Here is a 13,315-nt window from a genome sequence, read left to right as displayed (position 1 = left end):
TACGCATGCGTTTTCGTCAGGTTCATCTCGATTTCCATACATCCGAGGCCATTCCCGGCATCGGAAGCCGGTTTTCAAAACTCCAGTTTCAGAACATGCTGCGCGCGGGGCATGTCGATTCCATCACCGTGTTTTCAAAATGCCATCACGGCTGGGCTTACCATCCGAGCGAAGCCAATGAAACGCACCCGCATCTCTCATTCGATCTGCTGGGCGAGATGATCTCGGCTGCCCATGAAATCGGCGTCAAGACGCCGGTGTACTTATCCGCGGGGCTGGACGAAAAGCTGGCGCGGCGCCATCCCGAATGGCTGATCCGCGACGCGGAAGACCGTACGCGCTGGGCGAGAGATTTCATGACGCCCGGTTACCATGAATTTTGCTTCAACACGCCATACCTGGACATCTTGCTGGCGCAAATCCGCGAAGTAGTTTCCAGGTATGATGCGGACGGCATTTTCCTTGACATCGTCGGAATCCGTCAATGCCGGTGCCAGCATTGCGTAGCCGCGCTGCGATCAGCCGGTCATGACCCTCGCGATGAAGCTGCCGTTGCCGCGTTAGGCGAATCCACCTACCTTAACTATGCCCGCCGCGTACGAGAAACGATCGATGAGATCAAACCCGGTCTGCCGGTATTCCATAACAGCGGCCATCAACGTCGCGGCCGCCGCGACCTTGCTCAAGTCAACAGCCATTTGGAACTCGAATCGCTTCCTACCGGAGGTTGGGGTTACGATCACTTTCCGCTGTCCGCACGCTATGCACAGACGCTAGGCATGGACTATCTCGGCATGACGGGCAAATTCCATACCTCCTGGGGCGAATTCGGCGGATACAAGCATCCGAACGCGCTGCGCTTCGAAACGGCGCTCAGTCTCGCCCATGGCGCCAAGTGCTCGATCGGCGACCAGCTTCATCCATCGGGTCTCATGGATGAAGCAACCTACGCCTTGATCGGCACAGCCTATGCGGAAGTGGAAGCGAAGGAGCCTTGGTGCAGCGCGACCTCTTCCGTGGCCGACATCGCCGTCCTGTCGCTGGAGGCTGCTTGGGAGGCTTGTCCGGAAGCACGGAAGTCGGATGACAGGAACAACCTGGCGGATGCCGGTGCGGTACGCATCCTGACCGAAGGGCACTACCTTTACGACATCGTGGATGCAAGTGCTGATTTTGGCCTCTACAAAGTGCTGATTCTGCCGGACGAGGTACCGATATGGCCCGAATTGGAAGAGGACATCCGTGCATTCACCGCGGGTGGAGGAAAAGTTCTTGCCTCGGGTCGTTCGGGTTTGAATGAGGCAGGCGACGCGTTTACGCTGGATCTCGGATTGAACTGGCAAGGCCAGAGCCCCTACCGTCCATCTTATTTCCGCCCGGACTTTGTTCCCGGTCCTCTCATGCCTGCATCGTACGTGATGTACGCTGAAGGACAGCTGGTTGAATTGAACGGCGGCCAAACGCTGGGCAGCCGGGAGAATCCGTACTTCAACCGCGATGTGTTCACGTTCTGCTCGCATCAGCACACGCCAAGCGCCGGAGAAGACGGCGGCCCGGGCATGATCGAGAGCACAAACGGCATCTACATCGCTTGGAATGTGTTCGGCGACTATGCGGACAACGGCCATCTCATTCTGAAGGAGATGGTATTGCATGCGATCGACCGGCTCCTGCCACAGCCTACTATTCGCTGCGATTTGCCGGCACGGGGCATCGCGACGCTGCAGTATCAGCAGGATGAGAATCGTTATATTAATCACCTTCTCTTTGCCTCTCCTGTCCTGAAGGGGCGCGTTGAAGTCATTGAAGACATCGTGCCGCTGCGGGACGTTTCCGTCCGCTTGCGCCTGCCTTCAGCGCCTTCGATCCAGCGGGTCTATCTGGCCCCCTCGATGGATGAGCTTCCATACACGATTGGGAGTCAGGGGGAGATCAACTACTCGGTTCCTAGTCTGGATAATCATCAAATGGTTGTGCTGGAACTGGCGTAAACAGCATCCTTGTCTTCATGATAAGGAACAACTCTTCCATATGATACAAGCAGCCGCAGTCTGGAGACTGCGGCTGTTCACATCGTATCGGTTCATTTTGCAGGTTTTCATGTTACGTGCTCAATATACCGCACTGCGTTTGTCAATCAATTGTTCCAAAAATCCTGCAAATGACGGAGCATACTCCTCGATCAAATCATTCATAAGATCATAACGCATGACAGGGAACTCCCCCTGCTCATCTTTGGCGGACGTATCGAAAAAATACAGCTCGTCCTCGTTCGGCACGAACAGATCCAGCCTGTGCGGATATTGCTCTCGCCACTCCTCATCTTCCTGATTCAGGCGATGTATGTATAGAATATCCGTATCGACATATTCCCTCACATCCGGAGGAGCTAACATGAGAATGCCCGTCCCGCTCAGCGTGGCACTGCCGTAGTTCTTGAGCCACCAGCGATAGGAAGGCGGCAGGCTGAATCCCAGCTCCGTTTCTGCCTCGGCGATCCATTCCTCTTTCGCGCCGCGTCCGGGAAACCATTTCACGGCTGTCGTGCTTTCCAGTTTCTCAGCCAATCGTTCATACATTACACGAGAACTCCCTCCATCTTCATTTTCAACCAACTTCAGTGACTGTTCTCATCTCCACTTGATAGATTTCGGTTATGAACCACCTACCGTTCATAGAAATTCTCCTCGATCAGCGCCTCAAAGGAATCTGCCAATCGTATGACCTCTCCCGAATCGTGATGGCAGATGAACACCTTTCCTGATTGGTCGATGATTATCGGATCGCCGGATCCGTCGATCGAGATGACATAACTGGTTTGTATTACGTCTCCAATAGGAAGCTCCTTAAACTGCTCGCGGAAATCCAGCGTCAAATCTGCGACGGTTTCTTTTCCAATGCTGGAGCCGTTAGAGAATGCATGTACCGCAAGGCCCGCATAAGCTCCTCCGAACCTTCTTATAAAACGTACATAGTCCTCATGAAACCTTACATTCAGCTGCTGCTCCGCATGTGCGATTTCCTCTTGGGTTGCCGGACTTCCTACAAGTGAGGCCCGATCCTCCCGGAAGAGGAATGGGATCCTTCCCTCCTAGCCATGAATCTAAAACCTCTCGCGTTGAAGATCATACTGACAATTGAATGTTATATCCCATGATGTAAGCTCCGTACCACATCGGTTGTGTGCCCATATAAGACAACATACGTTCCGTTCGCCCCTTCTTTCATCGAGGGCAAACGGTTGTCTGCTATTTAGGAGCTAGGAGCTGGGTGTATTCGCTGCGTAATCGGATTACACATATTCTAGCAGAATGGAATTGCAATGAGAACCAGGTACATAACAAGGAAAGAAGATAGTGCGAATGGCGTTTACGTTCTTCGATTCATTCTATGACAGCGGATAGCGCGCCTTCCTTTATCAAGGTCCATCGATCCCGCGGATTGGCGATAAAGGACGATGCAATCGCTACAACCATATCTTTTTCCGGAATGCAGCAGATGATATTGCCTCCATCGCCTACGGCCGAATATGTATAAATTCCGTCCTCATCCCTCAGCCACCACAAATAACCGTATTGGTTAGCGTTCATCGCCGTTGATTGGTCTATCCAATCTCCCGGTATAATCGGTTGTCCGTCCCATAGGCCGCGGTTCAGGTACAGAAAACCGAAACGCGCCATATCGCGCGGGCTTAACGTAAGGCCCCATCCACCCGTGGTGTTGCCGCCAGGGTCTTTGACCCATCCCCTGACGTCTTTACCGAATAAATGATCAAATCCGAATGATCCCATGTCATGATCCGGGATTTCGGTCATGCCAATCGGTTTAAACAAGTGTTCGTTCGCAAAGGCGCGTGCGCTTTTTCCGGTGGTGCGGGTGATAATGGCTGACAGCAGATGCACTCCTGCGGTGGAATATTTGAACGCTCCCAGGGTTCCTCCTTCCCCCAGCATATCAAGCGTATATGCTACCCAATCAGGCTGCATGCACATTTTGTCCAATGGCTCGCGCCAGTCCTCAAATGGATAAGGGGCCGTCATCGTAAGAAGATGGCGAAGCGTAATGTCTTGAATTTGCCGATCAGCGGACTTGTGTTCATATTCGGGGAAGAAATCCAGCACCTTTTGATCCGAATTGTCAATATAGCCGGCACCGATGGCAATGCCTATGAGGGCGGATAGAATGCTCTTGGTGACCGATGCCACGTGGTGGGTATCCTCCGGGCCGTAACCATGATCGTATTTCTCATATCCGATATATCCGTTTCTCACCACGGCTATACCGTTGATGTTGCCGTATTCGGATGGGATCAAAGCATCAAGGGCCGAAAGCTTGCCGGCATCCAATCTCAAGGCTTCAGGGGCAGCGGCTTGCCATGCCATCGTTGGCCAATACTCTCTCTTCATTAGAGATACCTCGCATTTTTCATTTGTTTTTTCGACACGGGAAAATAGACCTCGGTAACCAAATGCTCGGCCGCCGTGGCTTGATTCGGATCGGTTACATAGATTTCATACGGGGATTGGCTCAATGCGTATCCCTCTTCTTCTATCCATTCCCTGAGCCTGGCATATACCGATGTCAAATCCGAATAGGAACCCTTCCAAACAGACTTGGCACATAGTCCTCCCCCCAGTTCCCTCGTTCCAATAGCTCTCTCCTTGACCGGGAGGGCAAACTCGGTGTCATTGCCTGCGGGATTGTATTCCGAACTGTGATAAATCGTCATGGGCGTACCAACCAATGTAAGCTTCTCCTTGGCAATCTGTTCATATAATCCGCTAAAATACCTGCCATAACCCAGAGCATAATCATCCCTGCTCATCATCTGGCACATGAAAAGAAGATTCATTGGCGCCCGATCCACAAGCTGCACTTCAATTCGGTTCAGGTACGACATCACGTCGATGCCCTTTTCCAGGCTCAGGATATCCTGGTCCATCTGGTTCAGGGCATGATGATACATGTCTAATTTGTGCTGGACTTCCCGACGCTTGCGGTGAAGGGCCGTGTAAAGCTTCTCATCCGAGTGACCCGGTTCCCCCGCTAAGATTTCTTTGATTTCGTCCAGTGAAAAATGGTAAGACTTCAACCGATTAATATAGAGCATTCTCTTTAGCTGACCGATGGAATAATACCTATACCCGTTTTCCGGATTGATCTGATCCGGATGAATTAATCCGATTTCATCGTAATACCGAAGCGTCTTCGTCGATACTTCGCATAGTTTGGAGAATTCCCCGATCGGCAGCAAGGATCCACCTCTTTCCGTATATAGACTCTTGATTCAAGATCACTTTACACCTTGCCCTTAGGGCAAAGTCCACTGCTAATTTGTAAAATGGAATCCCTGATCTTCCTCGCCTCCGTACTACACCTGAGAAAGATCTTCCGGCAGTTCCCCGGTGTTCAGCCACTTCCCCGTTACGCGGTTGAATAATGCCGGATCGGCAAGCGGTATGCCGTGCCCGATACCGGGAAACACGATCCCCTCCGCACGGTTGGATAGCTGCACGAGGTCCCTGGCTGATTTTTTAACACTGGCTCTTTCCTTCTCCCCGACCGTAACCAATACCTTCGTCGAAGATTCTTTGATGCTTGGAGAGATTGAATAGGACATGTTTTCCTTGAGGACCGAAACCAGCAGCTCCGAAGGCATATGCAGGGATTCCGTATAATACTGTTCAAAATCATCCCGATTCACGTACAGCGTGCTTGCCTGCCATCTGGAGAACCATCGGTATTTGGTCAGCGGAAAGGTCATTCGTATAGAAGGTTCGATCAGCTTCAGGGCAGCCGGCATCGGTCTAAGCAAAGCGCTGTTTACGATTGCGTAATCGATGAGTTGAGGTCGTTGGCACATCATTTCCACGAGAATCTGCGCCCCCAAGGAAAAACCGAATACAACAATTTCCCTTCCGTCCGCCATACTCGAGATGACCTCATTGATCTGCGCTGCAGTGCGTTTTATGGAAAAGGGCCCGTTGGCGGAGCTGCCACCGTGTCCGGGTAAATCGGGAACCAGGCAGTAATCATCCTTAAAAGAGGGAAGCTGCTTATTCCACATCCAGCCGCTTACCCCGCCCCCATGCAAAAATACGATCATCCTTGACGCATGAATGTTTCCGCTCTCCTTCATGAATAAGTTCATCGTGATCATCCCCAATATATGACATTTACTATTAATACAATTATAGTATATTAATTTGAAGATTTAACGGATTATTCAGAAAATTTATTATACTTTTTAATGGTTTATGGTATAAATCATGCGTTGCTCGGATGCCAACACATTTCCCTGGACCAAAGTCGAGTCTGGTTTCCTGCCGCGGATCCAGTTCAAACTCCTTCTTGGGACTGTTCTTCCTCCTCCTTGCATGGTCTACCATTAAGTGGAAATCCAAAGCAAATGAGATAAGGAGAGGAACCCATGAAGCCGAAGAAACAAAGCAAGTCAAGAACCATTCGTGTATTGGCAGCCTCCATGCTGTCCGCCAGTCTGCTGGCTTTCCCCGTCGATATTCATTCGGCAGCGGCCAAATCCGCAGAAGTCCCAGTCGAATCCCGGCATGCGGGGGCACCGGTACTAAGCTCTAACGAAGTCAAGGCATTCGCTGACGCTTATTTTGCCGATCCCCAGGTTTCGGACATGCTGGCAGGCGCACTAGTAGTGGTCGTGCAAGACGACAAGGTGCTGTTGAATACGGGCTACGGTTACGCCGATCTTGAATCCAAGAAGAAGATTGATCCCGATCGCACCTTGTTCCGCATGGCGTCGATATCAAAATCGGTTACCGCAATGGCGGTGATGCAGCTGGTCGAGAACGGACAAATCGACCTGAAGCAAAACATAACCGAATACATGCCGGATGTGAAGATCCCTAACCATACCGGCGCCCCCGTCACCGTTGAGCATTTGCTGACGCATACGTCAGGCTTCGATTTTACGGACAGCTACTCGGTTCCGCCTCACATCATTCAGAAGGGCGAGATTCCGCTCGCCGACTTCATCCGGGTGAATGCTCCGGCTGTGGTTCGTACGCCTGGTGAAGTTTACCGGTATGACAATCTGGCATCCTCCATGCAGGGATATATTGTCCAAAGCGTATCCGGAGAGCCATTTGAGGACTATGTCAAAAAGGAAATATTCGCCCCGCTGAACATGAAGCATGCCGCATTTCGAATGAACGACGATATCATCGCGAATCTTGCCACAGGATACAATGTCGATCAACATCCGATAAAGCCTTACGAGAACGTGCCCACCATCGCACCTGAAGGCGGCATGTTCGCCAGCGGTACCGATATGGCCAATTTCATTACTGCCCATCTGAAAGAGGGCCAGTTCGGATCCGCCCGCATCCTGAAGGAGGAGACGACGCGATTAATGCACAAGACGCATTATGATGCCGCTGGCATTCCGTTGACGTCTTACGGCTTCGAGTCGTTCATGCACAACAGCCATAACGGCCAAACGGTGATTGGCAAAGGCGGCGATTTGGAGGGCTACCATTCCTGGCTTTGGCTGCTTCCCGACCAGAATGTCGGTGGTCTGATCGTTGTTAACAGCGACAAGAGCGCTTCGATCCGCAGCGAATTTTTCGTCGCGTTCATGGATCATTTTTATCCGAAAAAGCAAGGCTCAGAGAGCCCGTTCCCACTCCATCAGGAGCAGCTGCAGAAATTTGAGGGCCTATACAGAAGCCTGAGGACTCCGATTATCGCTACGGATGTGACTGCCGGACAAGGCGAGCTGCTGGTTAAAGATGCCATGGGCGAGCATAAACTCAAACCGGTCGGACCGCTGCGGTTTGTGGATGAGAACGGTGTACCCGCTGCGTTTAAGGAAGATGCTAACGGTGATGTTGCGTATATGTATTACACGGCCATGGACAGCATGTCCGAGAAACTCCCGAAGCCTGCTCCTTACCACGACGTCCCTGAAGAAAATCCTTATTCCAAGGACATCTACTTCGCTCAGTCTCTCCAGGCTTTTGGGGATACAGGACAATCCAGCTTCCGGCCGGATGAACCGATCACCCGCGCGGAGTTTGTCAGCGTCATCAGCAGGCTGGCCGGCATGAAGCCTAGCGAAAGTGTAAGCATATTCAAAGATATGCAAGGGCACCCGCTCGCTGGTTATGTGCAGAATGCTGCGGATATGGGCGCCGTGAACGGCAAGACGAACCAGAATTTCGAACCCGATCAGCCGATCACGCGCCAAGAGGCTGCAGCTATCATATGGCGGACTGCACATCACGCGCTTGGCGCGAAGGCCGTCCCGGCCAAACTCCGTACGAAACCGGCCGCGTGGGCGGATGAAGCGGTGCAGTTTATGGTCGGAACCGGCATGCATGGTCCCGAAGTGACCAAGGATGCAAACGGTGCGGCCGATTACCGGCCAACGGACAATCTTCTGCGGAAGGAAGCGGCGGCCATCTACTCGAAACTGATTCAGCAGGCTTTTGGTTTTTAATTTGGTCCGCTGCTCACTAGTGGAAGCTTGGCACTTATAGCTTAATATGAATAAAGAACAGCTGACGGTTTCGTATCGTCAGCTGTTCTAGTACGAATCATAATCAGGTGATTAGTCCGACCGATCCTATCTAGAAAAATGCATATAATCCTTCTTCAAAGTACTTGAACTCCGACTCGCTAATCCTTCCTCTTCCATATCCTTCAAAGAAAACGTCGATTTCCGATTCGGTTTCAATCGCGTTCGGTTTAGGACGTATCGCCAAAGACACATCATACCTCGGATCACCAAGAGCTCCGCCGCTCCAATCAATGATGCCCGTAATGTTTCCGTTGCGAACCAAAACATTATCAATCGTGAAATCACCATGAATTAAGGTGTTGGTTATAGTCTGGGGTTTGTTCCTATTCAACGAATCCCATAATTCAGCGGTTCCATCAACGTTGTAATGTCTTAGGTTATATTCCGCACGGAGAAGCATATCATCCAGCCAAGGGGATTCTCCCCTCATTTCTTCAGGGCAGGGCGTAGCGTGAATCGCGGACAAAATCGCACCGAAATTGAATATCATCTCATGCTTTTTTTCCGAATTCTTCTCGCGGACCAGTGCCTGCCTTAATGTTTCACCCTCGAAAAACTTCAACAGCGCCCACGATTGATTGTTTTCTTTATCTTCCACAAACCTGTAAACCGAAGGGACAAGCAACGATGTCTTTTGCAGGGAATGCAGAACGCGGATTTCTTGTGCCAGCCACGAGCTGTAATGCTCTCCCATCGTTCGCTTTAGGATAAAGCGCCCCTGTTCGTTATCCAGGATTCCTACATCCGAAGTATGGCCCTGTCTTGGAAAATCCAGCTTGGATACCGTACCTACTTCATCTATGATCGATTGGGGTATTTCATGCAATTGAATCGGAAGCATTTCATGTCTCCTCACCCTAGAAATTTGGAAGCAAATATTCTTCCTCATTATACACATTGCATTCGCCTTCAATCGATAGATCTTCACCTTGGCTTTTGCACCTTAATACCTTCGTACGCAACAAAGAAGACATCCCCGTTAGGATGTCTTCCCGTCCCATTAGTGACTATCAGGATTTATTCCAGCCTGAAGTTCCCGGAGCCCGTGCGAACCTTCAGCAGCACCTCGCCGCTGCCGAGCGTTCCCTTCAGTCTTCCCTTGTCCTCGTCCTTAACCTCATAACGCATTCCATCCCACTCTATTTTCCCCTCGCCGGAGCTTCCCTGGAAATCCACTTCCAGCGATGAAGGCTCTTCATCCAGGTCAATGCTGACGTTCCCGCTGCCGGCTCGCAGATCCGCATTATGGATCAACCGATCCGCATCCACACGGATATTGCCGGATCCCGTCTTGCCTTGCAAAGCCGCTTCTCCATCACTCAGCTCAACGTTGCCGCTGCCGTTTTGAAAGCTCAGCTGTTCGGCATGATAGCCGTCTGCCGAGATTTCGCCGGACCCCGATTGCAGCGCCACCGATTTGGCTTCAACCTCCTCAACTTCGATATTGCCGCTGCCGGTATGCACCGTTAGCTCGCCGGCGTTCACCTGCTGGACATTGACATTGCCGCTGCCTGCCTTGACTGTGACCGTATCGCCCAGCATGTTTTCCACCTCGATTTCGCCGCTCCCGCTTTCAATCTGAGCCGCTGCCCATTGCTTTTCCGGTAACTCCACCGTTAACTGAAGATCCATAATGCTTATGCCCAGATTGATGCCATGATCTTCTTCGACGCCAAGCGTCAGCGAATCGCCGTTCGGCTCAACCTGCAGTTTCACCTGGTCGGCATATTTCGAACTTACCTTTCCATTCAGACGGGCTGTGATCTGATCCGTTGCTCCTGGGACGACATGTATGTTGATGCTTCCGGTCTTTACCGTCAAATCTCGGTAATCATTCGCATCAAGCGTTTGCTCTTCATTTATCTTCTTGGTGTCAAAGGAAAAGCCGAATTGAATATCCGAAAAAATGTTCCTTGGGTTCATCGTAAAGATCAACAGCAGCACACCGACTGCCACGATCAAATATCCTGTTCTCTTCTTCATAACGTGTTCCTCATTCCTTCCGTATCATCCCTTTATGAGTTCTCTGGTTTGTTTTTCCAATATCTGAAGTCCTGTTCAGTATACCATCCCTTCGGGAAATGAGCATTGGCCCCGCGAATGAGATTGGAACCCCGACTTAAGTCTAGTAATGCTGAGATACCTCACAACCTATGGAAGAACAAATCGTTACAACTTCAATCCTGGAAAGGGAAGCCAGCTCGCCGGAAATAAACCTCAGACTATGCTTGAAAACAAAAAAACCAGCTAATACTTGTCAAGCATTACAACTTGGTTAAATAATAGAATACTGATATACTTTTCTAAACAGCACAAATAACCTTCATTGGCGTGAAGGTTATGGGAAAATATGGTTTTTAGGCTTTGTAGGGTTCGCTTTTACTTAGGATGGCATAAATGTGATGGAGAAGCTTGTTGGCGCAAGCGATCACGACCACCTTGTAGGGCTTGCCCTCTTTTCTTTTTTTGTCGTAGTAATCACTTATCCTGCGGTTTGCACGTCTGCGAATTCCGCACTGTACGGCAAGATAGAGTGCTCGCCGTAGTCTTTTTGAGCCTCGTTTCGTGATCCGGTTGCTTGTAGCCGTGAATTTTCCTGAGCTGTAGATCCCCGGATCTAATCCTGCGTAGGCTACAAGTTGCTTCGCATCCTTGAACTGACTTGCATCGCCAAGCTCTGCCACGATGGCTGCCGCAAGTTTGTTCCCTACACCCGGGATACTTTGGATCAATTCCACTTCAGGCAACTCCTTAGCCAGTTCTTCCATCTGCTTTTCCAAATAATTTAACTGCTTATCGAATTCCAACAGCAGGGAGACCATGCTAGTCAACGCTATGCTCTGGGATTGACTCCTCTCTTGTGTTTTCCAGCCCAACAAGAGTTCTTTCAACCGTTTTGTTTTCTCCGTAATCCATCCTTTGGAGTGGGATTTACCTACACATTCAAGGATGAGATCACCCACATCTTCGACCTTATTCTCCAAACATCGCTCTAGCACTTTTAATGATGTGGTCGCATACAAATTATGAAATAATCCGATGAAGTCCGGAAACACCTGCTCAAGCAAAGCTCTGCTGTTTAACTTGGCCTGTACGTACATCGCGGTTACAAACTCATGTTGCCTCGTTAAGTGTTGAAGTTCGGTGTAGGTTTCCTCCCACTCTCGATGCGCTTTAACGTCCCCTCGGTAGTACATCTCAGCCAAATACCATGCATCTGCTGCATCTGTTTTCACCTTGCGAAGTTGCGTGCCTTTCGATCGTTTGGCTTGCAGAGGGTTGACGATGTAATGAGTCCATCCACTGCGTTTAAGATACCCTACCAGACTTCGATGGTAATGTCCGGTCGCCTCAAGGACAACAACGGGCTCGACGCCACTTTTATGTTTGAGTGTTCCTAACAGTTCCCCTAGCTGTTCAAAACCTTCCGGCCCATGATGAAGCTTCTCCATCCTCCCGAAGGGTTTTTCGCGACCGATAAAGGCCTGGATAACGCTAACCCCTTTGGCCACGTCTATTCCTACTACTGGCTGCATAATAACCTCCTTGATTCGATTTACCGGCCTTCCCACATGGTCTCCAACCCCATAGCTTCGCTTGTGATGCGAGGTCTAAAGCCTCTACCAGCTCAAACATAGTCGTTGGACGGTAGTGAGAGAACCGTTTTTTTGACGGGATCTGCGTCCCTAAGCCACCTTCGTTCTCCCGGCTACCACCATCGTATAATGCCTACAAAAATAGGCCAACCAGAAATCTCTGGCTGACCTAATAATACGAAAGCCGCCAATTCCGCGACTTTTTCTTTAATAAGGTACTATCCCAGTGCTACATCCAAAATCATCATTAACACGAAACCAAACATCAAACTCATCGAAGCCAAATCCTTGTTGCCTTTTTCCTGCGAGCTTGGAATCACCTCTTCGGCTACGACAAAGATCATGGCTCCGGCCGCAAAACTCAAGGCATACGGCAGCATGGGTTCAATGAAAGCTACGGCGACCGCGCCTATTACCGCGGCAATAGGTTCGACCATTCCCGAGAACTGTCCATAGAAAAAGCTTTTTCTCCGCGACATTCCGTCACCGCGCAGCGGCATCGAGACAGCTACACCCTCCGGGAAATTCTGAATGCCGATGCCCAGTGCCAGTGTCAAGGCTCCCACCAGGGATGCCTCCGTTCCCCCGTTCGCAAGAGCCCCAAATGCGATCCCCACCGCTAATCCTTCCGGAATGTTGTGCAGCGTGATGGCCAGAACCAGCAAGGTGCTTCTTTTCCTGACTCTCGGATTATACCCCTCCGCTCCTCCCATAGGAGAATTGGGGTGAAGATGGGGTAGAATCTTATCGATTCCCCATATGAATACTCCGCCTAATAAAAATCCGAACGCAGCCGGAAACCAGTTCCCGATCGGATTGCCTTCCGACAGTTCGATGGCCGGTGCCAATAATGACCAGTAGCTGGCCGCAATCATGACGCCACCGGCAAACCCCAACATACTATCCAGCAAGCGCTGGTTCAATGTCCTTGTAACAAAAACAAGAGCCGCACCTAACGCCGTCATCCCCCAGGTAAACAAGGTGGCCAGCAATGCTTGGATAATGGGATTGAAATTCATAAAAAAGTCTACCATGCAACAAAGAACCCCTTCGATGAAATTAATATGATACTGATACTATTTCCTAATGCGAGCCCTACATGCATTTTGTCGGTGATCCGATACATCGATCTAGAGAATATGTACCCGTACGCGCCCATTCC

General features: G+C 50.5%; 11 protein-coding genes. 2 read left to right on the top strand and 9 right to left on the bottom strand.

Annotated features, from left to right (window positions below; genetic code table 11):
* Positions 1-5: 5 nt before the first annotated feature.
* Positions 6-1,991: a beta-galactosidase gene (locus M1D70_RS14165; RefSeq protein WP_456290203.1), complete on the top strand. Its 1,986-nt coding sequence runs from the start codon at positions 6-8 to the stop codon at positions 1,989-1,991.
* Between the two features lie 120 nt (positions 1,992-2,111).
* On the opposite strand, the gene M1D70_RS14160 is transcribed toward M1D70_RS14165, so the two are convergent.
* From M1D70_RS14160 to M1D70_RS14140, 5 genes are all read right to left on the bottom strand, one after another.
* A complete protein-coding gene (locus M1D70_RS14160) occupies positions 2,112-2,579 on the bottom strand; it encodes an SMI1/KNR4 family protein (RefSeq protein WP_456290202.1) in 468 nt (155 codons plus the stop codon).
* A gap of 86 nt (positions 2,580-2,665) precedes the next feature.
* Complete coding sequence (locus M1D70_RS14155; RefSeq protein ID WP_456290437.1) at positions 2,666-3,082, bottom strand: SMI1/KNR4 family protein; 417 nt, start codon at positions 3,080-3,082, stop codon at positions 2,666-2,668.
* A gap of 301 nt (positions 3,083-3,383) precedes the next feature.
* Positions 3,384-4,406 carry a serine hydrolase domain-containing protein gene (locus M1D70_RS14150; protein WP_456290201.1) on the bottom strand — a complete coding sequence of 341 codons (1,023 nt, stop codon included), beginning with the start codon at positions 4,404-4,406 and terminating at the stop codon, positions 3,384-3,386.
* The gene (locus M1D70_RS14145) at positions 4,406-5,254 is read right to left on the bottom strand and encodes a MerR family transcriptional regulator (protein ID WP_456290200.1); all 849 of its coding nucleotides are present in this window, start codon (positions 5,252-5,254) and stop codon (positions 4,406-4,408) included. The genes M1D70_RS14150 and M1D70_RS14145 overlap by 1 nt, the downstream gene beginning before the upstream one ends.
* 117 nt (positions 5,255-5,371) lie before the next feature.
* Positions 5,372-6,139, bottom strand: a complete 768-nt coding sequence (locus M1D70_RS14140; RefSeq protein WP_456290199.1) for an alpha/beta fold hydrolase — start codon at positions 6,137-6,139, stop codon at positions 5,372-5,374.
* Positions 6,140-6,430: 291 nt separating this feature from the next.
* Here M1D70_RS14140 and M1D70_RS14135 point away from each other — a divergent pair, with 291 nt between their 5' ends.
* Complete coding sequence (locus M1D70_RS14135; protein WP_456290198.1) at positions 6,431-8,476, top strand: serine hydrolase; 2,046 nt, start codon at positions 6,431-6,433, stop codon at positions 8,474-8,476.
* A gap of 130 nt (positions 8,477-8,606) precedes the next feature.
* Here the strand turns inward: M1D70_RS14135 and M1D70_RS14130 are convergent, their stop codons facing one another.
* From M1D70_RS14130 to M1D70_RS14115, 4 genes are all read right to left on the bottom strand, one after another.
* Positions 8,607-9,398 carry a phosphotransferase family protein gene (locus M1D70_RS14130; RefSeq protein ID WP_456290197.1) on the bottom strand — a complete coding sequence of 264 codons (792 nt, stop codon included), beginning with the start codon at positions 9,396-9,398 and terminating at the stop codon, positions 8,607-8,609.
* 176 nt (positions 9,399-9,574) lie between these two features.
* On the bottom strand, positions 9,575-10,540 hold the full coding sequence (locus tag M1D70_RS14125) for a DUF4097 family beta strand repeat-containing protein (protein ID WP_009595271.1): 966 nt from the start codon (positions 10,538-10,540) through the stop codon (positions 9,575-9,577).
* A 374-nt stretch (positions 10,541-10,914) separates the two neighbouring features.
* Entirely contained in the window at positions 10,915-12,093 is a 1,179-nt protein-coding gene (locus M1D70_RS14120; protein ID WP_456290196.1) for an IS110 family RNA-guided transposase, read from the bottom strand.
* 278 nt (positions 12,094-12,371) lie between these two features.
* Positions 12,372-13,187: a ZIP family metal transporter gene (locus M1D70_RS14115; protein WP_009595288.1), complete on the bottom strand. Its 816-nt coding sequence runs from the start codon at positions 13,185-13,187 to the stop codon at positions 12,372-12,374.
* Positions 13,188-13,315: the final 128 nt, after the last annotated feature.

It is taken from the genome of Paenibacillus sp. AK002 (assembly GCF_053903045.1).
The sequence above is the reverse complement of the archived record's forward strand: the minus strand, read 5'-3'. Positions and strand labels throughout refer to the sequence as shown.

Excerpts from the sequence above, each read along its gene's own strand:
- M1D70_RS14160 (WP_456290202.1), bottom strand. The coding sequence starts at position 2,579 with ATGTATGAACGATTGGCTGAGAAACTGGAAAGCACGACAGCCGTGAAA.
- M1D70_RS14135 (WP_456290198.1), top strand. The coding sequence starts at position 6,431 with ATGAAGCCGAAGAAACAAAGCAAGTCAAGAACCATTCGTGTATTGGCA.
- M1D70_RS14165 (WP_456290203.1), top strand. The coding sequence starts at position 6 with ATGCGTTTTCGTCAGGTTCATCTCGATTTCCATACATCCGAGGCCATT.
- M1D70_RS14125 (WP_009595271.1), bottom strand. The coding sequence starts at position 10,540 with ATGAAGAAGAGAACAGGATATTTGATCGTGGCAGTCGGTGTGCTGCTG.
- M1D70_RS14115 (WP_009595288.1), bottom strand. The coding sequence starts at position 13,187 with ATGGTAGACTTTTTTATGAATTTCAATCCCATTATCCAAGCATTGCTG.
- M1D70_RS14150 (WP_456290201.1), bottom strand. The coding sequence starts at position 4,406 with ATGAAGAGAGAGTATTGGCCAACGATGGCATGGCAAGCCGCTGCCCCT.
- M1D70_RS14120 (WP_456290196.1), bottom strand. The coding sequence starts at position 12,093 with ATGCAGCCAGTAGTAGGAATAGACGTGGCCAAAGGGGTTAGCGTTATC.
- M1D70_RS14130 (WP_456290197.1), bottom strand. The coding sequence starts at position 9,398 with ATGCTTCCGATTCAATTGCATGAAATACCCCAATCGATCATAGATGAA.
- M1D70_RS14140 (WP_456290199.1), bottom strand. The coding sequence starts at position 6,139 with ATGAAGGAGAGCGGAAACATTCATGCGTCAAGGATGATCGTATTTTTG.